The organism is Microbacterium sp. NPDC080220, from assembly GCF_040686395.1.
Classification (GTDB): Bacteria; Actinomycetota; Actinomycetes; order Actinomycetales; family Microbacteriaceae; genus Microbacterium; species Microbacterium gawkjiense.
The window spans coordinates 200,205-225,834 of the sequence record NZ_JBFBOP010000003.1 but is presented as its reverse complement, the minus strand read 5'-3'; the positions used below and the strand labels follow the sequence as shown (position 1 = coordinate 225,834).

The 25,630-nt window shown below is 72.1% G+C and carries 23 protein-coding genes; 6 read left to right on the top strand and 17 right to left on the bottom strand.

All coding sequences use genetic code 11. The annotated features are described in order from the left end of the window. Nucleotides 1–19: 19 nt before the first annotated feature. Complete coding sequence (locus AB0P29_RS06910; protein WP_231872690.1) at nucleotides 20–292, top strand: helix-turn-helix domain-containing protein; 273 nt, start codon at nucleotides 20–22, stop codon at nucleotides 290–292. A 22-nt stretch (nucleotides 293–314) separates the two neighbouring features. Here the strand turns inward: AB0P29_RS06910 and AB0P29_RS06905 are convergent, their stop codons facing one another. Beyond that, nucleotides 315–908 carry a hypothetical protein gene (locus AB0P29_RS06905; protein WP_363379186.1) on the bottom strand — a complete coding sequence of 198 codons (594 nt, stop codon included), beginning with the start codon at nucleotides 906–908 and terminating at the stop codon, nucleotides 315–317. Between the two features lie 142 nt (nucleotides 909–1,050). Here AB0P29_RS06905 and AB0P29_RS06900 point away from each other — a divergent pair, with 142 nt between their 5' ends. Continuing rightward, a complete protein-coding gene (locus AB0P29_RS06900) occupies nucleotides 1,051–1,488 on the top strand; it encodes an Rv3235 family protein (RefSeq protein WP_064001416.1) in 438 nt (145 codons plus the stop codon). A 12-nt stretch (nucleotides 1,489–1,500) separates the two neighbouring features. Here AB0P29_RS06900 and AB0P29_RS06895 read toward each other — a convergent pair whose 3' ends face one another. Further along, a complete protein-coding gene (locus AB0P29_RS06895; RefSeq protein WP_064001415.1) occupies nucleotides 1,501–2,724 on the bottom strand; it encodes a pyridoxal phosphate-dependent aminotransferase in 1,224 nt (407 codons plus the stop codon). A 72-nt stretch (nucleotides 2,725–2,796) separates the two neighbouring features. Beyond that, entirely contained in the window at nucleotides 2,797–5,571 is a 2,775-nt protein-coding gene (secA, locus tag AB0P29_RS06890) for a preprotein translocase subunit SecA (protein ID WP_363379185.1), read from the bottom strand. 177 nt (nucleotides 5,572–5,748) lie between these two features. On the opposite strand from secA, the gene AB0P29_RS06885 reads away from it, so the two are divergent. Next, entirely contained in the window at nucleotides 5,749–7,074 is a 1,326-nt protein-coding gene (locus AB0P29_RS06885; RefSeq protein ID WP_363379184.1) for a hypothetical protein, read from the top strand. Then, nucleotides 7,074–7,904 (top strand): serine hydrolase domain-containing protein, encoded by an 831-nt coding sequence (locus tag AB0P29_RS06880; protein WP_363379183.1) that lies wholly within the window; start codon nucleotides 7,074–7,076, stop codon nucleotides 7,902–7,904. Before AB0P29_RS06885 ends, AB0P29_RS06880 begins: the two co-directional genes overlap by 1 nt. Before the next feature lie 68 nt (nucleotides 7,905–7,972). On the opposite strand, the gene raiA is transcribed toward AB0P29_RS06880, so the two are convergent. The 12 genes from raiA to AB0P29_RS06820 form a co-directional block, all read right to left on the bottom strand. Continuing rightward, entirely contained in the window at nucleotides 7,973–8,632 is a 660-nt protein-coding gene (gene raiA / locus AB0P29_RS06875) for a ribosome-associated translation inhibitor RaiA (protein WP_253035791.1), read from the bottom strand. A gap of 100 nt (nucleotides 8,633–8,732) precedes the next feature. Next, the gene (locus tag AB0P29_RS06870; protein WP_363379182.1) at nucleotides 8,733–9,407 is read right to left on the bottom strand and encodes a phosphoribosyltransferase family protein; all 675 of its coding nucleotides are present in this window, start codon (nucleotides 9,405–9,407) and stop codon (nucleotides 8,733–8,735) included. A gap of 91 nt (nucleotides 9,408–9,498) precedes the next feature. Beyond that, complete coding sequence (locus tag AB0P29_RS06865) at nucleotides 9,499–11,172, bottom strand: LpqB family beta-propeller domain-containing protein (protein WP_363379181.1); 1,674 nt, start codon at nucleotides 11,170–11,172, stop codon at nucleotides 9,499–9,501. Further along, the gene (gene mtrB / locus AB0P29_RS06860) at nucleotides 11,169–12,848 is read right to left on the bottom strand and encodes an MtrAB system histidine kinase MtrB (protein ID WP_311284295.1); all 1,680 of its coding nucleotides are present in this window, start codon (nucleotides 12,846–12,848) and stop codon (nucleotides 11,169–11,171) included. The genes AB0P29_RS06865 and mtrB overlap by 4 nt, the downstream gene beginning before the upstream one ends. 20 nt (nucleotides 12,849–12,868) lie before the next feature. Next, nucleotides 12,869–13,549 carry an MtrAB system response regulator MtrA gene (mtrA, locus tag AB0P29_RS06855; protein WP_217531226.1) on the bottom strand — a complete coding sequence of 227 codons (681 nt, stop codon included), beginning with the start codon at nucleotides 13,547–13,549 and terminating at the stop codon, nucleotides 12,869–12,871. 142 nt (nucleotides 13,550–13,691) lie between these two features. After that, nucleotides 13,692–16,031, bottom strand: coding sequence for a catalase/peroxidase HPI (katG, locus tag AB0P29_RS06850; protein ID WP_363379180.1), 2,340 nt, complete (start codon nucleotides 16,029–16,031; stop codon nucleotides 13,692–13,694). Between the two features lie 37 nt (nucleotides 16,032–16,068). Next, the gene (locus tag AB0P29_RS06845; protein WP_363379179.1) at nucleotides 16,069–16,503 is read right to left on the bottom strand and encodes a Fur family transcriptional regulator; all 435 of its coding nucleotides are present in this window, start codon (nucleotides 16,501–16,503) and stop codon (nucleotides 16,069–16,071) included. A gap of 61 nt (nucleotides 16,504–16,564) precedes the next feature. Next, a complete protein-coding gene (gene ahcY, locus AB0P29_RS06840; RefSeq protein ID WP_363379178.1) occupies nucleotides 16,565–18,022 on the bottom strand; it encodes an adenosylhomocysteinase in 1,458 nt (485 codons plus the stop codon). A gap of 22 nt (nucleotides 18,023–18,044) precedes the next feature. Continuing rightward, nucleotides 18,045–18,251, bottom strand: a complete 207-nt coding sequence (locus tag AB0P29_RS06835; protein ID WP_064002410.1) for a DUF3499 family protein — start codon at nucleotides 18,249–18,251, stop codon at nucleotides 18,045–18,047. 51 nt (nucleotides 18,252–18,302) lie between these two features. Beyond that, complete coding sequence (locus AB0P29_RS06830; RefSeq protein ID WP_363379294.1) at nucleotides 18,303–18,896, bottom strand: energy-coupling factor transporter transmembrane component T; 594 nt, start codon at nucleotides 18,894–18,896, stop codon at nucleotides 18,303–18,305. Next, entirely contained in the window at nucleotides 18,890–19,579 is a 690-nt protein-coding gene (locus AB0P29_RS06825; RefSeq protein WP_311284300.1) for an ABC transporter ATP-binding protein, read from the bottom strand. The genes AB0P29_RS06830 and AB0P29_RS06825 overlap by 7 nt, the downstream gene beginning before the upstream one ends. Then, nucleotides 19,576–20,196, bottom strand: coding sequence for a biotin transporter BioY (locus tag AB0P29_RS06820; protein ID WP_253035200.1), 621 nt, complete (start codon nucleotides 20,194–20,196; stop codon nucleotides 19,576–19,578). The genes AB0P29_RS06825 and AB0P29_RS06820 overlap by 4 nt, the downstream gene beginning before the upstream one ends. A 52-nt stretch (nucleotides 20,197–20,248) precedes the next feature. Between AB0P29_RS06820 and AB0P29_RS06815 the strand changes: the two genes are divergently transcribed. Next, on the top strand, nucleotides 20,249–20,884 hold the full coding sequence (locus tag AB0P29_RS06815; RefSeq protein ID WP_253035201.1) for a TetR family transcriptional regulator: 636 nt from the start codon (nucleotides 20,249–20,251) through the stop codon (nucleotides 20,882–20,884). Nucleotides 20,885–20,913: 29 nt separating this feature from the next. Continuing rightward, complete coding sequence (locus tag AB0P29_RS06810) at nucleotides 20,914–21,336, top strand: metallopeptidase family protein (RefSeq protein ID WP_217531100.1); 423 nt, start codon at nucleotides 20,914–20,916, stop codon at nucleotides 21,334–21,336. A 12-nt stretch (nucleotides 21,337–21,348) separates the two neighbouring features. On the opposite strand, the gene AB0P29_RS06805 is transcribed toward AB0P29_RS06810, so the two are convergent. Together AB0P29_RS06805 and AB0P29_RS06800 are read right to left on the bottom strand one after the other, a co-directional pair. Next, nucleotides 21,349–22,737, bottom strand: a complete 1,389-nt coding sequence (locus AB0P29_RS06805) for a DUF5719 family protein (protein WP_363379177.1) — start codon at nucleotides 22,735–22,737, stop codon at nucleotides 21,349–21,351. Next, nucleotides 22,734–25,574, bottom strand: coding sequence for a glycosyltransferase (locus AB0P29_RS06800; RefSeq protein WP_363379176.1), 2,841 nt, complete (start codon nucleotides 25,572–25,574; stop codon nucleotides 22,734–22,736). The genes AB0P29_RS06805 and AB0P29_RS06800 overlap by 4 nt, the downstream gene beginning before the upstream one ends. Nucleotides 25,575–25,630: the final 56 nt, after the last annotated feature.

Below are 25,630 nucleotides of genomic sequence, written 5' to 3'. Positions count from 1 at the left end.
GCGGGCTCATAATGGCCTCATGCCCGATGCGTCCCCCCTGCGTATGCTCACGCCCGCCCAGGTCGCGGAGATGCTGCAACTGGAGGTCGACGAGGTCGTGGCTCTCATCCTCGACGGACGTCTGCGGGGGGCTCGGCTCGGCTCCCCGCTCGCGTGGCGCATCGAGGCGGACAGCGTCGAGGACTACCTGGACGAACAGGCGGAGGACGCGCGACTCCACGCGCTCTGGCGCGAGTCCAACGCCGCGAGCTTCCCCGAGCTTTGGGGGCGCGGCCGCCGCGGCGGCGAATGATCACGGCCTGATCGCGCCGCGCTCACGCGAGCGAGGCCGGCGCTTCCAGCCGCACGGCCGTGACCGCCGACAGCGGCACGATGCGGTATCCGCTCACGAGGTCGGCGCGACGGGGTGAACCGCGGTCGTGCAGGGCGAGATCGAGATGATCGGATGCCGCACGGTCGATCGTGCCGCAGTACTCCCGCCCGTCGACGGCGTACAGCGTCACGGGGACACGCCGCCGCGCGAGGTCGCGCAGGAGGAAGCCGAGCGTCATCCGCTCGCGGAGCCGCCCGGGCTCACTCCCCCGGGCGCTGCGGAGCAGGTCGGCGTGCGTCGGCCCCACCCCGACGAGGGCGGCCAGGGGGACGATCAGGGCACCCCGCGCGCCGCCGTCGTCCACCGCGAGCCAATCCGGTCCGACCGCGACGGGTACGCCGGTCACGGCGGCGCCGCCTACGAGATCCAGGGTGATGGCGTCCTCGACGGCACCCACCAGGGCATGCAACCGCTGGAACAGCGACAGCCGGGCCAGTCGCAGCCGCTCGGCCTCGGTGTCGAGCGCCGCGCGCTCGGCCTCCCATTCGGAGTCCAATTGGTCTTCGAGATCCTCGAAGAATCGATCCCAGCGCACGATCGCGAATGTAGAGGACCCCCCGCCGGCACCGCGGGGTTTGTCCACAGGTTGGAGTATTCTCATCCACCCTCTCGTCGCCCTGTGCTGTACTCGTGGCGTTCATCGACCCGCAGACACCTGTCGCCCGAGAGGAACCGACATGGCCCTCACCGCCACCGAAGACAGCCGGATACCGCGTTCGGGGAGCGCCCTCGAGGTCGCCGAGTACTTCGCACCGCAGCGCACCTCCACGGCCGATCTGCCCGACCCGCTCCCCCTCGTGAAGAACCTCACGATCGGCGTCCTCGAGGTGCTGGCCGGCGTGCGCGACGTCGATCAGCTGGCGCGCTGGCTCGGCGAGGACGCGTACCGGGCGCTCGTCACCCGAGCGAACCTGTCGGCCCGCGCGCGGAGCGCACGCGGCGTCGCCGCCGTCCGGCCGGCGCACCGCATCCTGAGCGATCGCACCTGCGAACCCGCCGACGGCGTGCTCGAGGCGGTCGTGGTCGTCGGCGGTCCGATCCGCACACGTGCCGTCGCGATGCGCCTCGAGGGCTGGGACGGGCGCTGGCGCGCGACCTCCCTCGCCCTGCTCTGACCTCGCGGCCCCTTACTGCTTGTACGACGCGAGAAAGTTGCCCAGGCGCTCGATCGCCTCGGTGAGCACCCGCGCCTCGGGCAGCGTGACGATGCGGAAGTGATCCGGCGTCGGCCAGTTGAACCCGGTCCCCTGCACGAGCAGCACGTGCTCGGCGACGAGGAAGTCATAGACGAACTTGGCGTCGTCGTGGATGTCGTGGACCTCGGGGTCGAGCCGGGGGAAGGCGTACAGGGCGCCCTCGGGCTTGACGCAGGTGACGCCGGGGATGGCGGTGAGGCCGGCCCAGGCGGCATCCCGCTGCTCATGGAGCCGACCTGTCGGTGCGATGAGCGCATCGATGGATTGGACACCAGACAACGCCGCCTGGACGGCGAACTGCGCGGGGACGTTGGGGCACAGACGTGTCGAGGCGAGCAGCTGGATGCCCTCGAGGAAGCCCGCAGCGTGCTTCTTCGGTCCCGTGATGACCATCCACCCCGAGCGGTACCCGGCGACGCGGTAAGTCTTCGACAGTCCGTTGTAGGTCAGGCAGAGCAGGTCCGGCGCGAGGGTCGCGAGCGGGATGTGCCGAGCGCCGTCGAAGAGGATGCGGTCGTAGATCTCGTCGGAGAGCAAGAGGAGCTGATGCTCGCGGGCGATCTCCACGATCCCCTGCAGCACCTCGCGGGTGTAGACGGCGCCGGTCGGGTTGTTCGGGTTGATCACGACGATCGCCTTGGTGCGCGGCGTCACCTTGGCCCGGATGTCCTCGAGGTCGGGCTGCCAGCCGTTCTCGCTGTCGGCGAGGTAGTGCACCGGGGTGCCGCCGGCGAGGCTCGTCATGGCGGTCCACAGCGGGTAGTCCGGCGCGGGGATGAGGACCTCGTCGCCCTCGTCGAGCAGCGCCTGCATCGTCATCGTGATGAGCTCGGACACACCGTTGCCGAGGTAGACGTCATCGGGGTCGAACTTCGGGAAGCCCGGCTCCTCCTCGTACCGCGAGACGATCGCCCGCCGCGCGGACATGATGCCGCGGGAGTCGGAGTAGCCGTGCGCCTGCGGGACCGCCTCGATCATGTCGCGGACGATCTGGAACGGCGCCTCGAATCCGAAGATCGCGGGGTTGCCGGTGTTGAGCTTGAGGATCGTGTGACCCTCGTCCTGCAGCCGGTCGGCCTCGACCAGGGCGGCTCCGCGGATCTCGTACAGGACGTCCTTGAGTTTGGATGACTGGTCGAAGGTGCGCGGGCTCATCGGTTCAGGATATCGGGGACCCGACGGGGCCAATGGCGGTCCGGTGGCCCGCCCGACCCCGTCGGACCGAGATCACTTCTTCTTGCCGGACGCCCGTCGCTGCGCGCGGTTGCCCACCTCGGCCGGTGCCTGCACCTGCTGCCCGAAGGAGCCGCGAGGGGCGTCGGCGGGGGCCTCCTGCTCGGCCTCGCGCTGGCGTGCCTTGCTGGTCTCCGCCTGCTGGACCTGGCCGCGCTCGTTGCGCACCTCGACCTCGCCCGCGTCGTTCGGGGCGGTGTACTGCAGCTTCTGCGCGTCGATCTCGGGCGCGGCGAGGCCCTTCGCCTCGATGTCGCCCCCCTCGGTCTGACGGACCTCGACCTCGAGGTTGAAGAGGAAGCCGACCGACTCCTCCTTGATCTGGGCCATCATCGACTGGAACATCTGGTACCCCTCGCGCTGGTACTCGATGAGCGGGTCGCGCTGCGCCATGGCGCGCAGGCCGATGCCGTCCTTGAGGTAGTCCATCTCGTAGAGGTGGTCGCGCCAGCGACGGTCGAGGACCTGCAGCACGACGCGACGCTCGAGCTCGCGCATGGCGGGCGCTCCGAGCTTCTCCTCGCGGTTGCGGTAGGCGATCTTGGCGTCCGAGAGCAGTTCGCGCTTGAGCAGTTCGGGGGTCACCTTGCCCTTGCTGCCGCTCTCGGCGACGACCTCGTCGATCGTGACGCCGACCGGGTAGAGGGTGCCGAGCTCGGCCCACATCGCATCGAAGTCCCAACTCTCGTTGTGGCCGGAACCGGTGTGCTCGTCGATGATCGCGGCGATGGTGTCCTCGAGGAAATGCTCGATGCGCTCCGAGAGGTCGTCGCCCTCGAGCATGTGCCGGCGGTCGGCGTAGATCGCCTCGCGCTGCCGGTTGAGGACGTCGTCGTACTTGAGGACGTTCTTGCGGATCTCGGCGTTGCGCGCCTCCACCTGCGCCTGAGCGCTCTTGATCGCGCGCGAGACCATCGAGGACTCGATGGCCACGTCGTCGGGGAAGTTCGTGCGGGCCAGGATCGCCTCGGCCGCACCCGACTGGAACAGTCGCATGAGGTCGTCCGTGAGCGACAGGTAGAACCGGCTCTCACCGGGGTCGCCCTGACGGCCCGAGCGACCGCGGAGCTGGTTGTCGATACGGCGTGACTCGTGTCGTTCGGTGCCGAGGACGTAGAGTCCCCCCGCCTCGACGACGCGGTCGGCCTCCTCCTGCACCTTCTCCTTGACGGCAGCGTAGACCTCTTCCCACGCGGCCTCGTATTCGTCCGGCGTCTCGACGGGGTCGAGGCCCTTGGCCTTCATCTCCGAGACGGCGAGGAACTCGGCGTTGCCGCCGAGCATGATGTCGGTGCCTCGACCGGCCATGTTCGTGGCGACCGTCACGGCGCCGTAGCGACCGGCGCGGGCGACGATCTCGGCCTCGCGCGCGTGGTTCTTCGCGTTGAGGACCTCGTGCTTGATGCCCTTCTTCGCCAGGAGGCGGGAGAGGTACTCGCTCTTCTCGACGCTCACGGTTCCGACGAGGACCGGCTGACCGGAGGCGTGACGCTCGGCGATGTCCTCCACGACCTGCGCGAATTTCGCCTGCTCGTTCTTGTAGACGAGGTCGGACTGGTCCTTGCGGATCATCGGCTTGTTCGTCGGGATCGGGACGACACCGAGCTTGTACGTCGACATGAACTCCGCCGCCTCGGTCTCGGCGGTACCGGTCATGCCGGAGAGCTTCTCGTAGAGGCGGAAGTAGTTCTGCAGGGTCACGGTGGCGAGGGTCTGGTTCTCGGCCTTCACCGCGACACCCTCCTTTGCCTCGATCGCCTGGTGGATGCCCTCGTTGTAGCGACGCCCCACGAGGATGCGGCCGGTGTGCTCATCGACGATCATCACCTCGCCGTTCATCACGACGTAGTCGGTGTCGCGCTTGAACAGGGCGAGCGCCTTGATCGAGTTGTTGAGGAAGGAGATGAGCGGGGTGTTCGCCGACTCGTAGAGGTTGTCGATGCCGAGGTAGTCCTCGACCTTCTCGATACCGGGCTCGAGCACACCGATCGTGCGCTTCTTCTCGTCGACCTCGAAGTCGACACCGGCCTCGAGGGTGCGGGCGATCTTCGCGAACTCGGTGAACCAGCGGTTCGCCTCACCGGAGGACGGGCCCGAGATGATGAGCGGCGTCCGCGCCTCGTCGATGAGGATCGAGTCCACCTCGTCGACGATGCAGTAGAAGTGACCCCGCTGCACGAGGTCCTCACGGCGCCACGCCATGTTGTCGCGCAGGTAGTCGAAGCCGAACTCGTTGTTGGTGCCGTAGGTGATGTCGGCTTCGTACTGCCGCCGGCGCACCTCGGGGTTCTGACCCGAGACGACGGTGCCGGTGGTCATCCCGAGCGCGCGGTAGACGCGACCCATCAGCTCGGACTGGTACGAGGCGAGGAAGTCGTTGACCGTGATGACGTGGACGCCCTTGCCCGCGATCGCGTTGAGGTACGCCGGGAGGGCGGCGGTCAGGGTCTTGCCCTCACCGGTCTTCATCTCGGCGATGTTGCCGAGATGGAGGGCCGCCCCACCCATCACCTGCACGTCGTAGGGGCGCTGGCCGAGGGTGCGGCTCGCGGCTTCGCGGACGGCGGCGAAGGCCTCGGGCATGAGCTTGTCGAGACTCTCGCCCGCCTCGTAGCGGGCGCGGAGTTCGGCGGTCTCGCCGCGCAGCTCCTCGTCGGTGAGGTGCGCATAGTCCTCTTCGAGGGCCGACACGGCCTTCACGACCTGCTGCAGCCTGCGCAGGACGCGGCCTTCACCGGCACGAAGCAGTTTCTCGAGGGGGTTCGCCACGGAGGATCTCCATCTGTCGATTCGCCACCCCGACGTGCAATGTCGGGATGCCGGTGCGCGGGACGCGCAGACATACACCGCCATGTTATCCGCCTGTGACCTACGAGGTTGCTGGGGGCATCCGGCCTCTCCCCCGTGCGTCGACCGGCGGCATCCGTCGGCCCGTAAGATCGGCCCATGGCCGGTTTCTGGGGAAGACGCAAGCGCGAGGACGCGGAGATCGAGGCACAGGACGCCGAGCTCAGCCGCAAGGCGGGGGCGGCGCTCGTCTCGGCCGACGAGCGCATCCGCGTGACGGACGACGAGCTGTCCTACGCCGAGATCGAGCTCGGGCGCGAGGCGACCGCTCCGCTGCGCGAGGCGCTCGCGGCGGTGCGGCAGCACCTCGGTGAGGCGTTCCAGCTGCACCAGCTGAACCACGACGAGATCCCCGACACCCCCGAGGAGCTGCGCACGCGCAACGCGCGCATCGTCCAGCTGTGCGAATGGGCCGAGGACCTGCTCGACGACCGCACCGAGTCCCTCGCCGAGGCGATCGCCCGTGCCCGGCGCGCGCCCGAGATCATCGCCGGCATCCGCGCGGACGTGTCGCGCCTGCGGGAGCGCCTCCCCGCTCTGAACGCGAGCCTCGAGCGACTGTCCACGCGGTACTCGGATGCCGCGATGCGCACCGTGCTGGGCAATGCGGCCGAAGCGGCCCAGCTGCTGGATTTCGCCGAGCACAGCGCCGAGGTCTCGGAGCGCCGCCGCGACAGCGGTCAGCGCGAGCAGGCGAACCTCGCCCTCGAGACCGCGATCGAGGCCTCGCGGCGGGCGGGCACGCTCGTCGAGGCCGTCGACACGTTCGAGATCGAGGCCCTGCGGGCGGAGTCGACCCTGGCGGCCATCGTCGACGATTCGCGCGACGACCTGATCGTCGCGCAGCCGATGCTGGGCACCCCGGCCGTCGCGGCGGCCGCCGCCGAGCTCGAGGCGGCGCTCGCCTCGCTCACCCCCGCGGGCAGCAAGCCCGACCCCTTCGCCGAACTGACCCGTCTGCGCGCCGCCAACGCCGCGCTCGACGCGGCCGTCGCCAAGGCGCGGGAACGCGCCGAGCGTCCGGTGCCGTCCGAGGAGCACGTGCGCCACGCGATCGACGACGCCGACCGCCAGATCGGGGTCGCGCGCAGTGTGATTTCGGGCCACCGCGGGTGGATCGGCGCCGACGCCCGCACCCGGCTCGCCGAGGCCGAGCGCATCCGCGGCGACCTGCTGCGCTTCTCGGGCCCGATCGGCGAGGACGACCGCGAGGAGGCGATGGGTCTCGCCCGTCGCGCCGCGCACCTGGCGGGCGAGGCGCTGCAGCTGGCGCAGCGCGACATCGACTCGTCCCGGCCGAACGACTGGGGGAACGGCGGATACGGCGGTCGAGGGATGGGTGGCGGGATGGGCGGCGGCAGCCTGGCCGGCGGCCTGCTCGGCGGACTCGTCATCGGCGGTCTGCTGGACGGCATGTTCGACTGATGGCCGCCCTCGACGACGCGCTCGCCCTCTCGCAGACCTGGGACGTCCCTCACGTCTCCGCCGTCGTCGTGACGGCGGACGGGACGGCGGCGGCGTCCGCCGGGGACCAGGACCGCGTCTACCGACTCGCCTCCGTCACCAAGCTCCTCAGCGCCTATGCCACCCTCGTCGCGGTCGAGGAGGGCGCCCTCGCCCTCGACCAGCCCGCGGGCCCGCGCGGGGCGACGGTCGCCCATCTGCTCGCCCACACGGCCGGGTACGACTTCTCGACATCGACGCTCCGCGCGGAGCCCGGGGAGCGGCGCCTCTACTCGAACACCGGATTCGAGGTGCTCGCGGACCTGCTCGAATCGGAGACCGGCATCGGCTTCGATGCGTACGCGCACGAGGCGGTCTTCGCCCCGCTCGGGATGACGTCCACCACGATCGGCGGTTCCGCCGCGGCGGGCGGGGCGTCCTCGTGCACCGATCTGGCCCGGTTCGCGGCGGAGCTGCAGCGGCCGAGGTTGCTGGCCCCCGCGACGCTCGCCGCAGCGACGGGTGTGGCCTTCCCGGGCCTGCGGGGCGTCCTCCCCGGCTTCGGTCTGCAGCGCGAGAACGACTGGGGCCTGGGTCTGGAGATCCGCGGCACGAAGAGCCCGCACTGGACCGGCGCGCACAACTCCCCCGAGACCTTCGGCCACTTCGGCCAGTCCGGCACCTTCCTCTGGGTCGACCCGCGGGCGGGCGCAGCCCTCGTCGCCCTCACCGACCGGCCGTTCGGCGAATGGGCGGCAGAGGCCTGGCCACCCTTCAGCGACGCGGTCCTCGGAGCCCTCGCGGCACGCTGAGTCGCACGCCCGACACGGAAGAGGGCGGATGCCGTGCGGCATCCGCCCTCAATGTCACCGCTCGTCGGTCAGGAGACGAGCTCCGCGGGTGCGGCGGTGGTCGTGAGCGAGATCACGCCGTAGTCCCAGCCCTTGCGGCGGTACACGACGCTCGGCTGGTCGGTGCGGGCGTCGATGAAGAGGAAGAAGTCGTGACCGACGAGTTCCATCCGGTCCACGGCGTCCTCGACGGTCATCCACTCGGGGTCGAACCGCTTGGTGCGGATGACCACGGGGGTGTAGTCCTCCTCGTCCTCGGCGCCGGTCATGATGGGCACCTCCCCGGTCGCGACGGCGCGGATGACGTCGACGGACGCGGGCTGCACGTCGATGCCCTGCAGCGTGCCGGTGCCCTTCTCGAGCTTGGCGCCGCGCGGGTGGTTGCGTGCGTCGACGCGCTTCTCCTTCGCGCGGCGGATCTGTTCGGCGAGCTTGGTGATCGCGAGATCGAGGGCGGTGAACTTGTCGCCGTCCACCGCCTCGGCGCGGACGACGGGTCCCTTGCCGGTGAGGGTGACCTCGACGGTCTCGTCCTCGCGGCCCCCGTTGTGGTAGGTGCGATGCGTCACCTTGATGTCGAGCCGCTGGGCTCGAGGGGCAAGGTGCTCGATGCGGGCGGACTTCTCCTCGACGACTGTGCGGAAACGATCGCTGACGCTCACGCCCACACCGACGATGTTGATCTCCATCCCTGACCTCCTTGTTCCGGTCCACCCGGTCAAGGGCGGACCTCGGTTCGCCTTGTGTCCCCCCACCGTAGTGCCGGTCCCCGCTCGTGTCACGACCCGATCACGATGAATCCCCTGAGCCCGCGCGCCGGGGCGTGGCCGCGACCGTGACGGCGCCGACCACCGGGATCCCGGCCGCACGGAGGGCACGCGCCGCCTCCTCGAGGGTCGCTCCCGTGGTCACGACGTCGTCGACGAGGACGACGCGCAGATCCCCCAGGAGGCGATGCGCCCGGGGGCGGACGGCGAGCGCGCCGGCGAGGTTCGCGGCGCGCTGCTCCTTCGCGAGAGAACGCTGATCGGCGGTGCGCCGCGCGACACGCAGGAGCCGGTGCGGCCGCCATCCCGCGCGCCGACAGAGCAGCTCGACGGGCGCGTACCCGCGGCGGCGGAGCGAGGCCGGGCTCGCCGGCACCGGGACGGGGACGGCGTCGACGTCGAGGGGCCACGCCGCCGCCAGCGCAGCGGCCAGCGCCCGGGCCTGCGAGGTGCGCCCGTCCTCCTTGAACGAACGGATGACGCGGGCCGGCACCCCCTCGAAGACGAGACCGCTCCGAACCTCGAGACCGCTCGGCAGGCGGCGGACGACCGGCGTCGGGCTCAGCAGGCGCCGGCACGCGTCGCAGAGGTCGCGATCCGCCTCGTCGCATCCGGCGCAGGCGACCGGGAAGACGACGGCGAGCGCGTCGGCGACGGCGCGGCGCACGGCGACGACGGGAGCGGCGGGAGGCGGCATCCGCTCAGCCTGCCGCGCCGGCACGCCCGCCCACCCGCGGGCGGCGCAGAACGAGGAGGGTCTTCCCGGCGCGGCGGGTGGGGAGGAGGACTCACCCGGGGAGACCCTGCTGGACGGCGAGGGCCGACACGTCGGAGGCGATGACCTGCCAGGAGCCGCGCTGCACATAGAGGCTGCCGTCGGAGGTCAGCAGCCGCGCGCTGCCGCTCTGGTTCCCGGCGGCGATCGCGACGACGTCGTCGGGCGCGCGCACCTCCGTGCCCTGCCCGCCGATCGTCTGCTCACGGACGACGCGCTGATCGCCGTCGACGAAGACGAGGGCCAGCGTCGCGCCGTCGACCCACGCGAGGTCGACACCGCGACCGGCGAGGTTCGCCACGAGCAGCGGCTGGCCGAGCGACACCGGCGCCCCGTTCTCGTCCCGGACGATGCCGGCCACCCAGACGGCCGACCGGCCTCCGCTGCGCACGAGCGCGGCGATCCGGGCGCCGTCGCGGGAGACCCGCATCGCGCTCACCTCGCTTGCGCCCACCCAGCCGGACGGGATGGTCTGCGCGGTACCGTCGGGACCGTACGCGACGACCTCCTCCGGCTGGTCCCGAGGCACCGTCCAGATGTAGCCCTCGGTGTCGATCGACGGCTTCGTCATGCCCGGGCGGGTGTCGAGCTCGGTGTACTCGCCGTTCGCGGGCACGCGGAGGATCGCGCCGGAGCCCGTCCGGACCGCCGCCGTCCGGCGTGCGGCATCCGTTTCGACGGCCCGGGCGTCGAGACTCTGCAAGGCCTGCCCGAAGCCGTCGACCTCGTCGAGGTCGTTGCCCGAGAGGAACCCGAACCTGCCGTCCTGGAGGACGAGCGGGCGCGTGTCGACCGCGGTCGAGCGGGTCGGGACGGCGGTCACGTCCAACGGTTCGTCCCCGACGAGCAGCTGCACGTCGAGGATGCCGGCGCCCGCCAGGCTCGCGCCGAGCTGGGTCTTCATGCGCGCGATCGTCTCGCGGCCGAGGTCCCGGATCGCCGGGTCGAACGAGATGCGCGCGACCCCCGCCTCGACGGGCACCGACGGCTGCGCGAGACCCACCTCGCCCGTGAACGCGGTGCGCACGGACTCGGCCAGCCACGGGCTCGGCGTGCCCGACACGAGCGCGGCGGTGATGCGCGTGGCGGGGTTGGTCGACGGGAACCAGCGGACGTCGGGGATCACCGTGTCCCACCCCCGGTCGAAGTAGGCGAGATCGTAGCTCTGGAAGACCGAGGCGAAGCGGTTGGCGTCGAGGACGATGCCGTCGGGCGCCTGGGAGATGCGCCACTGCCCGTTCTCCTGCGCGAGGGAGAAGGCGAACGGGATGCGGCCCTGCTCGGCCGGCTCGTACGATCCGGTGGCGTCGACGTTGGCGACCGGGTCGACCGTGAAGACGATCTCGTTCTCGGCGGGCGAGGAGATCGAGCTCTCCCCCGGACGATAGACGGTGACGTTCGCCTGCGGCTGCCACTGCTGACGGAACGGCGTCGTGAGGAACTCCTGCGCGACCTCCCAGTTGCCGCGGGGGCCGGAGCCCGCCGCGACGAACCCCTCGACGATCTGCTGGGGCGTGGCGTCCTTCACCGGACCGTCCGGGACGAACGCGAAGTCGGGCGGACCCTCGACCTCGTCGATCGCCTTGCCGACGTGGACGGGACCCCCGAGGGGCAGCCCGGCGCAGGCCGAGAGGACGAGGGCGACGACCACCAGGACGGCGGCACCGAGCGGACGACGGACGGTCACGGGTTCTCCTCCCGGGGCGGCAGGGAGATGGGCTGGGTGAGGCCGAGGTCGCCGAGGGCGGCGTCGTCCCGGGGATCGAGTTCGATGGGCGACGGGCCCGAGAGGTGCTCTCCCGCCTGCCGCGGCAGGGTGAGGACGAAGTGGCTGCCGCCGCCCAGCTCGGACCAGACCTCGAGCGTGCCGCCGTGCAGTCGCGCGTCGCCGAGGGCGATCGAGAGTCCGAGACCCGTCCCGCCGATCGTGCGTCGACGCGACGGGTCGGCGCGCCAGAACCGGTCGAAGACCCGCTCGGCGTCGGCCTCGCTCATCCCGAGACCGTAGTCGCGGACACCGAGGGCCACGGCGCGCTGGTCGCTGTCGACGGTCACGACGATCGGCCGGCCCTCGCCGTGCTCGATCGCGTTGCCGAGGAGGTTCCGGACGATACGGCGGATGCGGCGCGGGTCCATGTCGACGGGCGAGTAGCCTCCGGGGGCGACCAGTCGCACGTCGCTGCCGTGCTGCTCGGCGAGCTGCGCCATCGACTCGATGACGTCCTCCGCCAGGTGTGCGAGGCTCGTCGGTTCGAGTTCGAGCTGCACCGAGCCGGCGTCGTAGCGGCTGATCTCCAGGAGGTCGGCGAGGAGCACCTCGAACCGCTGCACCTGCGCGTGCAGGAGCTCTGCGGCACGCGCGGTCGACGCGTCGAACTCGTCGCGCTGATCGTTGATCATGTCGGCCGCGAGTCGGATGGTCGTCAGGGGCGTCCGCAGTTCGTGCGAGACGTCCGACACGAACCGCTGCTGGACGAGCGAGAGCTCGGCGAGCTCCTTGATCTGCCCCTCGATGCTGTCGGCCATCGCGTTGAACGACCGGCCCAGGGTCGCGAACTCGTCCTCGCCGCGCACCGGCAGTCGGACGCCCAGGTCCCCCGCCGCGAGCTTCGCGCTCGTCTCGGCGGCCTGGGCGATCGGGACGGTCACCGAACGCAGCACGAAGAGCGAGATCCCGCCGATGAGGACGAGCAGGGCGACACCGACGACCCACAGCGTCACCTGGACGAACTGCAGGGTCTGCGCCTCGGACCCGAGGTCGTAGGCGAAGTACACCTCGTAGGCCCCCGCTTCGGGCAGCACCAGTTGCTGACCGACGATGATCCCGGGCGTCTCGCCCCCGTCGGCCTCGGGCAGCCCGATCGACTGCCACCACTGCCGGTCCCCCGTGAGGCGGACGCTCTCGCGCAGCTCGGGAGAGATCATCGACTCCTCGAGACCGCCCGCCTCGAAGTTCTGCGGCGCGATCGCCGACGGCTCGTCGTCGATGCGGAAGACCGCGAGCATCGTCGTCCCGGCCTGCCGCGACAGGATCTCGCGCCGGACCTCGTCCATCAGCACCTGAAGGGCGACCTCGTCGCTGTCGACGACCGCCGCGTCGAACGTGCTCTGCGCCGCCTGCGTCGCGCGCTGCGCGGCATCCTGCACCTGTTCGGCGCGCGACTCGTAGAGGTCGGTGAGGATCGCGAGCGACATCCAGACGAGCGCGACGAGGATCGTCAGCGCCGTGAGGGTGAGGGTCACCGACAGGGTGCGGAAGCGCAGCGAGCGACGCCAGGCGTACTGCACGCGGCGCTGCCAGGACCGCCAGTCGCGCCACGGCGGGACGACGGTGTGCGTGCCGGTGCGGGCGGTCACCGACACGGCGGGGGGGCTCCCGGTGGTCACACCGCGGCGCCGGCGCGATAGCCCACGCCGCGCACCGTGGTCACGATCTGCGGGTTGTCGGGGTCGCGCTCGACCTTCGCCCGCAGGCGCTGGACGTGCACGTTCACGAGGCGCGTGTCGGCCTTGTAGTGATAACCCCAGACCTGCTCGAGCAGCATCTCGCGGGTGAAGACCTGCTGCGGCTTGGACGCGAGCGCGACGAGGAGCTCGAACTCGAGCGGCGTGAGGGCGATCGGCGAATCCCCGCGGCGCACCTCGTGGGCCGCGACGTCGACGGTGAGGTCCCCGATGCGCAGACTCTCGGAGCGCGCCTCGGCCGTGGGGCGCAGCCGGGTCTTGATCCGCGCGACGAGCTCCTTCGGGTTGAAGGGCTTGACGATGTAGTCGTCGGCGCCGGATTCGAGCCCGCGAACGACGTCGGCGGTGTCGGTGCGGGCCGTCAGCATGATGATCGGGACGCCGGACTCGGCGCGCACCCGCGTGCACACCTCGATCCCGTCCATCCCCGGCAGCATGAGGTCGAGCAGGATCAGATCCGGACGCTCGTCCCGCCACGCGTCGACCGCGGTGCCGCCGTCGGCGCAGAAGGCGACGTCGAAGCCTTCGGTGCGCAGCACGATGCCGATCATCTCTGCGAGAGCGGTGTCGTCGTCGACAACCAGGATGCGCGATGTCATAGGGCCGATGTCGTCCTTCGGGGTCAGCGGATGCCGGTGCTCCGCCCACGGGTGAGTCCACAGTAACCGAACCGTGACCTGCCCGGCGGGACGACGCACGGCCCGCCCCGGAGGGACGGGCCGTGCGGGTGACCGGCGGGGGTCAGGCGTGGAGGTCGAACCGGTCGAGCTCGGTGACCTTCGTCCACGCGGCGACGAAGTCGCGGACGAACTTCTCCGCGGCGTCGTCCGAGGCGTAGACCTCGGCGAGCGCGCGCAGTTCGGAGTTCGCGCTGAAGACGAGGTCGACGCGGGTGCCGACACCGATCTCGGAACCGTCCGCCGCCGTTCCGCGGAACGCATGCGATCCGGGGTCGAGCGGCTTCCACGTGGCACCGAGGTCGAGCAGGTTCACGAACACGTCGTTCGTGAGGACGCCGGGCCGGTCGGTGAACACGCCGTGCGACGAGCCGTCCCAGTTCGCCCCCAGGGCGCGGAGGCCGCCGACGAGGACGGTCGTCTCGGGCGCGCTCAGGGTCAGCAGGTTCGCCTTGTCGATGAGGTGGTGCTCGGCGGGCAGGAACGCGTTCGGTCCGTAGTAGTTGCGGAACCCGTCGGCGGCCGGCTCGAGGTAGCCGAACGACAGTTCGTCGGTCTGCTCCTGCGACGCGTCGGTACGACCGGGGTGGAACGGCACGGTGACCTCGACCCCGGCATCCTTCGCGGCCTTCTCGACGCCGGCGTTGCCTGCCAGCACGATGAGGTCGGCGAGCGAGACCTTCGTGCCGTCCGTCCGCTCGGCGTCGAAGGCGGCCTTGACACCCTCGAGGGCAGCGAGGACCGTCTGCAGCTGGGCGGGGTTGTTGACCTCCCAGTCCTTCTGCGGAGCCAGACGGATGCGGGCGCCGTTCACGCCGCCGCGCTTGTCGCTGCCGCGGAAGGTGGATGCCGCGGCCCACGTCGTCGAGACGAGCTGCGACACCGTCAGGCCGGTCGCGAGGATGCGCTGCTTCAGGTCGGCGGCGGCGGCCTCGTCGATCAGCGGGTGGTCCACCGCGGGCACGGGGTCCTGCCAGATGAGCTCCTCCTGCGGCACCTCGGGTCCGAGGTAGCGGGCCACGGGGCCCATGTCGCGGTGGGTCAGCTTGAACCAGGCGCGGGCGAACGCGTCGCCGAACGCGACCGGGTCGTCCTTGAAGCGGCGCGAGACCGCGTCGTACGCCGGGTCGGTGCGTAGCGCCAGGTCGCTCGTGAGCATGCGGGGCTCGCGGCGGCCGTCGGAGTGCGCGAGGGGGACCATGTCGGCGCCCGCACCGTTCTTCGGCCGCCACTGGTGCCCCCCGCCGGGGCTGCGCATGAGCTCCCACTCGTAGGCGTAGAGGATGTGGAAGAACTCGTTGTCCCACCGGGTCGGGTGGTAGGTCCACGTGACCTCGAGGCCCGACGTGATGGTGTCGTCGCCCTTCCCGGTGCCGTGGTTGTTCTTCCAGCCGAGGCCCTGCTGCTCGATGCCGGCGGCCTCGGGGTTCGCCTCGACGTTCGTGTCGGGCGCGGCGCCGTGGGTCTTGCCGAACGTGTGACCACCGGCGATGAGCGCGACGGTCTCCTCGTCGTCCATCCCCATCCGCCCGAAGGTCTCACGGATGTCGCGGGCCGACTTCAGCGGGTCGGGCTCGCCGTTCGGGCCCTCGGGGTTGACGTAGATGAGACCCATCTGGACCGCCGCGAGCGGCTTCTCGAGGTTGCGGTCGCCGCTGTAGCGCTCGTCGGCAAGCCACGTCGTCTCGGGTCCCCAGTACACGTCGTCGTCCGGCTCCCACACGTCGGGGCGGCCGCCGCCGAAGCCGAACGTCTCGAAGCCCATGGTCTCGAGCGCGACGTTGCCGGCGAGGATCATGAGGTCGCCCCACGACAGCGACTGGCCGTACTTCTTCTTGACGGGCCAGAGGAGTCGGCGGGCCTTGTCGAGGTTGACGTTGTCGGGCCAGCTGTTCAGCGGCGCGAAACGCTGCTGGCCGGTGCCGCCGCCGCCGCGACCGTCGGTCGCACGGTAGGTGCCGGCGGAGTGCCACGCCATGCGGATCATGAGCGGTCCGTAGTTGCCGAAGTCGGCGGGCCACCAGTCCTGCGAGGTGGTGAGGACCTCGGCGATGTCCGCCTTCACGGCGGCCAGGTCGAGGCTCTCGAACGCGGCCTTGTAGTCGAAGTCCTCGCCGACGGGGTTTCCGACGGCGGGGTTCTTCTTCAGGATGCGGAGGTTCAGCTGGTTCGGCCACCAGACCTGGTTCGCAGACCCCACGGTCGGGTGCGGCTGTGCGCCGTGGTTCTCGCGGTCGGCACCGGGCGCGCCGTGGAAGACGGGGCATCCGTCGGCCTGGTTGGAACGCGGACGGTCCTCGCCGTCGGCGCGCTCGTCGACCGGCGTGTCGATGGGGGTGACGGCCTGGTCGACGTCGGTGGCCTCGGCGCCGAGGGGCTCGGCCTGGGGGTCACGGTCGCTCATGGTGATCCTTCCGTTCGGGGTGTGGGAGAGGGGATGGTCAGGCGGCGGTCTCGGCGGCGCAGTCGGCGCAGAGACCCCAGTAGGTGACTTCGGCGGACGCGATGCGGAACCCGCGGTCGTCGGAGGGATGCAGGCACGGAGCGGCGCCGACGGCGCAGTCCACATCCTCCACACGCCCGCACGACGTGCAGACGAGGTGGTGGTGGTTGTCGTCGACCCGGAGTTCGAAGAGCATCGGCTGCCCGGCCGGCTCGATGCGGCGGACGAGGGCCGCATCCGCGAAGTCGTGCAACGCGTTGTAGACCGACTGCCGGCTCGCTTTGGGAAGCTCGTCCGCCACGGCGGCGTAGAGCGCCTCCGCGCTGGCGTGCGGGTGGGCGGCGAGCGCGGCGAAGACGGCACGACGCGACTCCGTCACCCGCAGACCGGCGTCGCGGAGCGCGATGTCGAGGTTCGGGTCGGGATCGGTCATGCCCTCAGTCTAGTTCTTTTTGATCAGATCAAAAGAGAGTCGAGCCGGGCGTGTCGCGTGGTCAGTAGCGGTAGTGATCGAGCTTGTAGGGTCCGTCGACGGGCACTCCGATGTAGGCGGCCTGCTCGTCGGTGAGCTGCGTCAGCTGCACGCCCAGGGCCGGCAGGTGCAGCCGCGCCACCTTCTCGTCGAGCGCCTTCGGCAGGACGTAGACCCCCGTCGGGTACTCGTCGAGCTTCGTGTACAGCTCGATCTGGGCGAGCACCTGGTTGGTGAACGACGCGCTCATGACGAAGGACGGGTGTCCGGTCGCGTTGCCGAGGTTCAGCAGACGCCCCTCGGACAGGACCAGGATGCTGCGCCCGGTCGGGAGCCGGTACTCGTGCACCTGCGGCTTGATCTCGATCTTCTCGACGCCGGGCAGCGACTCGAGCGCGGCCATGTCGATCTCGTCGTCGAAGTGACCGACGTTGCCGACGATGGCGAGGTGCTTGAGGGAGAGCAGGTGGTCGACGGTCACGACACGGGTGTTGCCCGTCCCCGTGATGACGATGTCGACCTGGTCGGCGACGTCCTCGAGCCGGGCGACCTGGTAGCCGTCCATGGCGGCCTGCAGGGCGCAGATCGGGTCGACCTCGCTCACGATGACGCGCGCGCCCTGGCCGCGCAGCGCCTCGGCGGCCCCCTTGCCGACGTCGCCGTACCCGACGACGAACGCGACCTTGCCGCCGATCAGGACGTCGGTGGCCCGGTTGATGCCGTCGGGGAGCGAGTGACGGATGCCGTACTTGTTGTCGAACTTCGACTTCGTGACGGAGTCGTTGACGTTGATGCCGGGGAACAGGAGCTTGCCCGCGGCGTGGAGCTCGTAGAGGCGGTGCACGCCGGTCGTGGTCTCCTCCGTCACCCCGAGGAGACCGGCCGCGATGCGCGTGAAGCGCTGCGGGTCGCGCGCGAGCGAGCGCCGGAGCGTCTCGAGCACGATGCGGTACTCGGCGGAGTCGGTGGGGCCCGCCTCGGGCACGGCGCCCGCGGCTTCGAACTCGGCGCCCTTGTGGACGAGGAGCGTCGCGTCACCCCCGTCGTCGAGGATGAGGTTGGGGCCGTCGAAGCCCTCCTCCGACCAGTCGAAGATGCGGTCGGCGAGCTCCCAGTACTGCTCGAGCGTCTCGCCCTTGAAGGCGAACACCGGCACCCCCGCGGGCTCGGCGACGGTGCCGGAGGGTCCCACGACGACGGCGGCGGCGGCCTCGTCCTGCGTCGAGAAGATGTTGCAGCTGGCCCAGCGGACCCGGGCGCCGAGGGCGACGAGGGTCTCGATGAGCACCGCGGTCTGGACGGTCATGTGGAGCGAGCCGGCGATGCGAGCGCCGGCGAGGGGCTGCGAGGGGCCGTACTCCTCGCGCAGGGCCATGAGACCCGGCATCTCGTTCTCGGCGAGACGGATCTGGTGACGGCCGGCGTCGGCGAGCGAGAGGTCGGCGACGACGTGTTCGAGGCTCTTCACGGGAGTGGGCACGCGCCCATTCTCCCACGCCGGCTCAGACGCGGAGGGTCTCGTGACGCACGACGACCCAGCCCTTGGGCACCGACATCCGAGTGGTGTGGATGGCGCACAGGTCGTGCGCGTGCGGGTCGTTCCCGGCGCCGAGCGGACCGAGGACGGCCATCTGGTCGCCGTAGTCGTAGGTCAGGGTCGTCACGGCCTCGCGGGCGCAGCCCACCTTGGAGCAGAGTCTGTCGAGCATCGCGTCCACGCTATCCGGCGCCTCCCCCGCCATCGGGATGCCGCGCCGGGTTCAGCGGACGCCGCGCGCCGTCAGGGCGTCGCCCAGGTCGTCCGCGTGGCGGAGCGCCAGGACGAGGAACGGGATGACGAACGCCCGGATGCCGCGGGCGCCGCGCGCGTGCTGCGCGCTGCGCACCTCGCGCGCGAGACGGGCCAGGGTGGGCACCGTGCCGAGCGCGACGACGAGCAGGAGGGCCGTGCGGGCGGCATCCACCCCCACGCGGTGCAGCGGTCGCAGCGCCCGCTCGACGACGTCGAGGAGGACCGCGACCGGCGTCGTCAGCGACAGCAGGCCCGCGAGGGCGACCGCGGCGACGATGCGGACCGTGCCGACGGCGGCGGCCTCGACACCCAGGAAGAAGCAAGGGATGCCGAAAGCCACGAGGACGAGCCAGCGGAGCGCCCAGACCTGCCGCCCGAGCTCCCGCACCCCGACGCCCGGCACCGCGTAGCACGCGAGGCACAGCACGGACGCCGCCACCGCGGCCGGCCAGACGGGAGGCAGCAGCGAGACGGCGAGGACGAGGATGAGCAGCAGCACGGTCTTGCGTCCGGCGGGCATCCGGTGCCACGGGCCGTCGCCGGAGCGGTACAGCGTCAGCACCGCCACCTCGCGGTGTGTGCGGCGACCACGTCCGGCGCCTCCCCCACCTGGGCGATGCGTCCGTCGTCGACCCGCACCGCGACGTCGCATCGCGCGGCGAGCTCGAGGTCGTGCGTCACGACGACGAGGCGGTGGCCGGTGTCGGCGAGCAGGTGACCCGCGACGAGGTGGGCGTTGCGACCGTCGAGGAACGCGGTCGGCTCGTCCGCCACGACGAGATCCGGCGTCCGCACGAACGCGCCGCACAGGGCGAGGAGCTGCTTCTGCCCGCCCGACAGCTCGAACGCGGGCCGGTCCGCGAGCGGGGTGAGCCCGAAACGCTCCAGCGCTGCGGCGACGCGGGCGTCGCGCTCCGCCCGCGGCAGGCGGTCCGCACGCAACGAGAAGGCGACGTCCTCGGCCACCGTCGGCATGAGGATCTGGGCGTCGGGATTGCTGAAGACGACCGCCACGCGACGTCGGAGGGCCGCGGCATCCCTCGCCGCGTCGAGCCCCAGCACCTCGACGCGGCCCCTCGTCGGACGGACGAGCCCGCCGATCAGCCGCGCGAGGGTCGACTTGCCGGACCCGTTGTCGCCGACGATCGCGACGGTCCGCGCATCCACGGCGAGGTCGATCCCCCGCAGGACGTCGGTGTCGGCCAGCCGCACCGACACGTCGGCGAGGCGGAGCGCGCTCGTCACCGGACCGGCGCCGCCTCACGCGGGGCGGCCGCGCGCGCCCACGTCCGTCGGAACGCGCGCGGATAGCCGCGCACGAGCGCGCCGACGACGACCGTCGCGACGACGGCCTTCGCGAGGTCGCCCGGGACGAACGCGAGGTTCGCGAGGAGGGCCTGGTCCACTCCGATGCGCATGACGAGGCTCTGGATCGGGATGCCGCACGCGTAGACCACGACCACCCCACCGATCACGACGCCCGCGAAGGTCCGCCACCACACCGGCCGCCGGCCGCCCAGGTGCACGATGAGGCCGATCACGACGACACCGACGAGCCAGCCGACCAGGTATCCCGCGGTGGGGCCGACGAAGACACCTGCTCCCCCGCGTCCGCCCGCGAGCAGCGGCAGGCCGACGGCGACGAGCACGAGCAGCGTGCCGACCGAGACGGCGCCCACGAGCGGTCCCAGGACGGCGCCGGCGAGCATGACGCCGAGGGTCTGCGCCGTGATCGGCACCCCGCCGAAGACGGAGAACGACCCCGGCAGCCCCAGGATCGCGATGACACCGGCGAAGACGGCGGCGCGGGCCAGGTCGGTCGTGTCGAGCCGCGGGGTGCGGGCGGGGTGGTCGTGGGTCATCTCATCCTCCTGAACAGCGTTCACGTGAACACCGTTCAGGTAGGGTAGCGGCATGTCTCCGCGCGATCCAAACCCCCGCGGCGCGCGGCGGTCGAAGGACGACGTCGTCGACGCGGCCCTCGTCCTGCTCGACCGTGTCGGCCTGCCCGACCTGTCGATGCGCCGCCTCGGCGAGGAGCTCGGGGTGCAGCCCAGCGCGCTCTACTGGCACGTCGCGAGCAAGCAGGAGCTGCTGGCTCAGGTGAGCGCCCGCATCCTCGCCCCGGTCGCGCTCCGCGACGGCGACTCCGACGATCTCGAGCGGGCCGCGGTGACGCTCGGGCGCCGCCTGCACGACCGCCTGCTCGCGCACCGCGACGGCGCGGAGGTCGTCTCGAGCTCGCTCGCCCTCGGACTGGTCGCCTCCCCGGTGCACGACGCCCTCCGCGCGATCGACCACTCCCTCGCTGCGGACGTCGTCGCCGACGCGGTCACCCACTACGTCATGGGCGTCACCTTCCACGAGCAGCAGCGGCGAGCGGCGGATGCCTGGGGCACCGCGGCATCCACTGTCGCCCTCTCACCGGAGTCGGCCGCCGCACCGGCACCGGACGCCTTCGAGGCCGCGCTCGCGCTGATCGCCCGCGGCATCGCCCCCTGGCGCGCGGACATCGGGCGAGCGCCCGACGCGGCGGCACCGGGCGCCTAGGATGGCGTCATGCGCTGCAAGGGGGATTCGTGAGGCGTCGCGCCCGCACGACCGCACGCCCCGACCGCCACGGCCGGCACGGACGCCTCGACCGCAGCCCGGTCGTCCGGCCGCCGCTGCCGGCCATCGAGACGCGCGCCGAGAAGTTCGACCTGACCGTCACGACGGCCGTCGAGTTCCTGCGCAGCGCCTGGCCCGAACTGCGTGAGGTCCGCTTCGACATCGGATGGATGCCGGACGCCGCCGACGACGACGGCATCCCGCGCTGGGTGGTGCAGTCCGAGCAGAAGCGGATCGTGCTGTTCCGCCTGCCCATCGAGCGCCTCGCGCGGCTGCACCGCAACGACGAGCTGCACCGGCGCATGATGATCGAGAGCTGCGTGTTCCGCGCGGCCGCGGAATACCTCGACCGCGATCCCTGGGACCTCGGTCCCGACCGCTTCCGGTTCTGACCCGCGATCCCGTCAGCGCGGCCGGACCTCGACGGGTGCGGCCGCCGCGTCGGCTGGCACGACCGCGTAGCCCGCGATCGCGTCGGAGGCGGTGAAGGTCACGCTCGCCCGCAGCGTCCCGCCCGCCGGATCCAGGCGGTAGAGCTCCCCGGCGGCGAGGTCGACGGACACCGACCCGCCGGCGGGCACGCGGACCTCGCGCGGCTCGCCCGCCCCGGCGCCGTCCGCGAGCACCGCGGCGACCTCCTGCGGGCCCGGGTTCACGAGCGCGAGCTGCGGACGGGGGCCGTTCGAGACCGCGACCAGTGTGGGGACGCGGACGTCGTCGGCGGTGCCGTACCACGCGAAGTCCGACCCGGCATCCGCTCCCGTGGAGGTGTGCGCGGCGGCGACGACGGGAGCACCCGCCTGCACCTCGACGCGGTAGCGCCCCTCGGGGAGCGTCTCGAGGTCGACCTCGATCGGCACCCCCGCGGTGAGCGCGAGGTCGGTGAACGACGCGGCCGTCATCGACCCGCCCACGGGGGTGACGGTGACGGATGCCGTCGTGTCGTCGGACGGCGCCAGCAGACGGATCGTCGTGTCGGTGTGTTCGTCGCCGCCGCCCACCGCCGAGAACGCCGGGATCGTCTGCTGCATGCGCGGCAGTCCGGTGGCGCCGCCCTGGTCGACGCCGACGGGGACGAGCGTCCGGGTGAGCATCGACTGGAGGGCGGCCTGCACCGGTGCCTGGCTCGCGGAGACGAGGACGACGGGGCTCGCCTCGTTCAGGGCGAGCGCCGCGAGGGGGACGATCCGCTGCTCCCCCGCGGGGACGAGGATGTTCGTGCCGGCCTCCGGGGCGGTGCGGCCCTCGGCGCCGAACACCGTGAGATCGACCCGCGACGCGACGTCGCCGGGGTTGGCGATCACCACCAGGTCGGCGGCGCCGGTGAGACCGCTGCCGGCGGCGAGCCAGGTCTCCATGGCGGGCGGGGCGCACGTCGACGCGGCGAAGCCGGCGAGGTCGTCGGCTGCGACCCGGGCGGACTGCGCGGCGGCCAGGTCCGCGCGGACGCGGTCGACGGGCTCGGCGGAGAACGACGGGATCGGGTCGGCGCCCTCGATCGCCGAGGCGATCTCGCCGGGGACCGGTTCGGGCGACCCGGCGGCTGTGCCCGACACGATCCTCGCGCCCGCGGCGACCTGCAGGGCACCCGGGTCCTCGACGTCACGCCCGACCGCGACGAGCGGACCGTCGCAGGAGAGGACGGAGGTCGCGGGCTCGGGTCGCGTCGTGATCGACAGCGTCGAGCGCTCGACGCCCTGCCACGGCGTCGTGATGACGAGGAACGCGCCGGCCACGACGGCGAGGCTCACGATCGCCCCGACCCCGCGGCGGACGGTCCGCGCCGCGATCACAGCCGGACCCCTTCGCCGATGATGCGCGGATGCCGGCGCCCGGCGCGCAGGCTGGCGCGGGTCGGGACGGCGAGCAGGAGCGCGACCACGATGACACCGAGCTGCAGGAGGGCGACGCGGATCGAATGCGGACCTGAGGCGTCGTCCACGGTGCGCTCGGAGATCGTCCCGTCGACGCTCCACAGCGCCCCGCGCGCCGTCTCGCCGACGCTGACGAGGTCGGCTCGCTGATTAAGCAGGTTCTGCGCGCCGAGGCGGGCCGCGCGCGCGACGTCGCTCTCCCCCGGCGCCTCCTCGAGCAGCACGTACGCGATGCCGTGCCGGGCGAGGTCCGCCACGACGTCACCCGTCGCGGTCGAGACCAGGTCGGCGGTCACGTGGGCGAGCTCGCGGTCACCGGCGGTGAGCGCGGGGCGCGTGGACTGGACGGTCGTCTGACCGCCGAGGGTCTCGCTCGCTCCCCAGACGACGGCGGCCGAGTAGGCGGCATCCGCCTGGACCGTGAGGACCAGGGTCGCCGTCTGCTCGCCGTCCCGCTCCCCTTCGCTGCCCGCCGTCTGCACGTAGGCGGGCAGGGTGCTGGCGGGCCCGTCCGTGAGGGCCGCGTCGCCGCGGATCACCGCGGTCAGGGCCGGGACGGCGCCGATGGCGAGGAACGCGATGACGAGGGATGCCGCCACCGGCACGAGCGCGTCGACGCGGCGGAACCCGTCGAGCCCGGCGACGGCGGCGAGGAGCAGGCCCGCCCACGCGAGCGAGAGCGCGCTCCCCGGCCAGATCGCGACCGGTCCGGAGCTGCCTGCCGTCAGCGCGATGCCGGAGGCCAGGACCGCGGTCGCGACGCCGAGGCCCGCCGCCACGAGCGCGAGCGAGGCGGGGAGGAGCCGGCCGAGGGCCGGGCCCAGCAGCGCCAGCACGAGCACGGGTGCGGTGAAGGCCGCGACCCACCATGCCCGGCCGTCCTCGCCGAGGAACTGCAGCCAGCCGGCGCCGTCGGTCGACGGGTAGCCGAAGGCGAAGAGGATCTTCGGCAGCAGTCCGTCGGGGTTGCCGGCGACGGCCAGCGGGCGCCCGGGGTCGGCGAACACGGCCAACGGGTCGCCCCTCGTCAGGTGGTACCAGACGAGGGGGAGGAAGACGGCGACAGAGGGGATCACGAGCCAGATGATGCGGCCCGCCCCGCGGCCCCGCCGCACGACGATCGCGAGGATGAGGGCGACGAGCCACAGCGCACCGAGCGCGGGGGCGAGCGACGGCGCGCACGCGACGACGATGACGAGAAGGATCGAGGCGAGACCAGCGCTGCTCCAGGAACGACGCGCCGCGGTCGCCGTGTAGACGAGCCACGGCAGCGCGAGATGGAGGATGACGGCCGCCGGCCGCCCCTCGACGAGCGCGACGAGGAAGGTCGGGGCGACCGCCCAGGCGAACGCGACCGTGCAGCGCAGCACCGAGCGCTCGGTTACGCGGGTGGCCGCGAACCAGCCGCCGAGGGCGGCCAGAGGCAGCGCGAGCAGCCACAGGATCACGAGAGCGCGCGAGGGCGCGAGCGGCGAGAGCGAGCCGATGAGCGCGACGACCGCCGCGAACGGATCGGCGGGCCCGACGGTGTCCCATCCGAGCGCACGCGGCCCGTAGGCGGCGTCGGTCCAGAGCGCGAGGACGCCGCTGCGCAGCGGCGCGAGTCCGCCGCCGCCGAGGACCGGCCACGCCAGCAGGGCACTGAAGGAGAGGAGCGACGTGGCCAGGGCGCCCAGCACGACCCACGCCCCGCCGCCGCTGAAGAACCGGAGCTCCTCGCGCGGCGCGGTCGCGGCATCCGCTTCGTCTTCGAGGCGTTCGCGCAGGTCCCGTCGACCGATGCGCAGCTGCGCGAGGGACAGCCACGACGTCGTGCGGGTCCGGCGGATCGTGCGGCGCGCCCGGATGACGGACGCGACTCCGACCAGGACCGAGACGGATGCCGCCCACTCCGGACCGATCCTGCCCGGGTTCTTCGCGACGAGATGACCGAGGGTGCGCCACAGGGCCAGTGGCAGGAGTGACAGCCAGTGCAGAGGGACGACCGGGGCGGGGGCGTAGACGAGCCGGCGGTGCAGTTGCGCTTTGCGCACCGCGTAGAGCCGCCGGCCGCGCGCACCCGCGGAGCGCGCCGTGGGGGTACCGGCGACACCGTCTCCTGCGACGGCGACGATCGCGGTCGGTGCGAGAGCGACGCGCCCGCCGGCCAATCGGGCGCGGATGCCGAGGTCGAGACCTTCGTCCGCGCCGGCGAGCCCCGGGTCGACGCCCCCCAGCGCCTGCCACACCTGGGCACGGACGAGGACGCCGCGGATGTCGGAGCCGAGGACGTCCTCGCCGGCGTCGTGCTGGCCCTGGTCGAGTTCGCCGTCGGCGAGTCCGACGGTACGGCCCGTCCGCGTCAGGGTGACGCCGAGCGAGACGATGCGGGTCGGATCGTCCCAGGAGACGAGCTTGGGCGCCGCGAGGGCGACGGACGGCGCGGTCTCGAGGGCACCGGCCAGCCGGGCGAGGGCATCGGGGGCGGGGGCGGTGTCCTGCGCGAGCAGCCACACCGCGTCGCCCGAGATGCGACGGCCGGCCAGACGCAGGGCCTCCGCGAAGCCGGTGTTCCGGCCCGCGACGATCACCGCCTCCGCACCGGACTCGGAGGCGAGGCGCGTCAGGGTCTCGTCGGGTCCACAGAGGACCACGGTGAGCACGTCGGCTCGCCGCGTCTGGGCGGCGAGCGCGCGCAGCGTGCGGCTCAGATGGAGATCCGTGGGGCCTCGTCCGTGGGGGCGGACGACGAGGATCGCGTGTACTCGGGCGGGCATGACCAGGTCAGCCTAGGTCGCGACCCGCCCGACTCGGGGAGGACGGACGGGGTGGC

Excerpts from the sequence above, each read along its gene's own strand:
- mtrA (WP_217531226.1), bottom strand. The coding sequence starts at position 13,549 with ATGACATCGCGCATCCTGGTTGTCGACGACGACACCGCTCTCGCAGAG.
- AB0P29_RS06880 (WP_363379183.1), top strand. The coding sequence starts at position 7,074 with ATGGCCGCCCTCGACGACGCGCTCGCCCTCTCGCAGACCTGGGACGTC.
- AB0P29_RS06815 (WP_253035201.1), top strand. The coding sequence starts at position 20,249 with ATGTCTCCGCGCGATCCAAACCCCCGCGGCGCGCGGCGGTCGAAGGAC.
- AB0P29_RS06900 (WP_064001416.1), top strand. The coding sequence starts at position 1,051 with ATGGCCCTCACCGCCACCGAAGACAGCCGGATACCGCGTTCGGGGAGC.
- AB0P29_RS06820 (WP_253035200.1), bottom strand. The coding sequence starts at position 20,196 with ATGACCCACGACCACCCCGCCCGCACCCCGCGGCTCGACACGACCGAC.
- AB0P29_RS06870 (WP_363379182.1), bottom strand. The coding sequence starts at position 9,407 with ATGCCGCCTCCCGCCGCTCCCGTCGTCGCCGTGCGCCGCGCCGTCGCC.
- AB0P29_RS06835 (WP_064002410.1), bottom strand. The coding sequence starts at position 18,251 with ATGCTCGACAGACTCTGCTCCAAGGTGGGCTGCGCCCGCGAGGCCGTG.
- AB0P29_RS06885 (WP_363379184.1), top strand. The coding sequence starts at position 5,749 with ATGGCCGGTTTCTGGGGAAGACGCAAGCGCGAGGACGCGGAGATCGAG.
- katG (WP_363379180.1), bottom strand. The coding sequence starts at position 16,031 with ATGAGCGACCGTGACCCCCAGGCCGAGCCCCTCGGCGCCGAGGCCACC.
- AB0P29_RS06895 (WP_064001415.1), bottom strand. The coding sequence starts at position 2,724 with ATGAGCCCGCGCACCTTCGACCAGTCATCCAAACTCAAGGACGTCCTG.
- AB0P29_RS06800 (WP_363379176.1), bottom strand. The coding sequence starts at position 25,574 with ATGCCCGCCCGAGTACACGCGATCCTCGTCGTCCGCCCCCACGGACGA.
- raiA (WP_253035791.1), bottom strand. The coding sequence starts at position 8,632 with ATGGAGATCAACATCGTCGGTGTGGGCGTGAGCGTCAGCGATCGTTTC.
- AB0P29_RS06845 (WP_363379179.1), bottom strand. The coding sequence starts at position 16,503 with ATGACCGATCCCGACCCGAACCTCGACATCGCGCTCCGCGACGCCGGT.
- AB0P29_RS06910 (WP_231872690.1), top strand. The coding sequence starts at position 20 with ATGCCCGATGCGTCCCCCCTGCGTATGCTCACGCCCGCCCAGGTCGCG.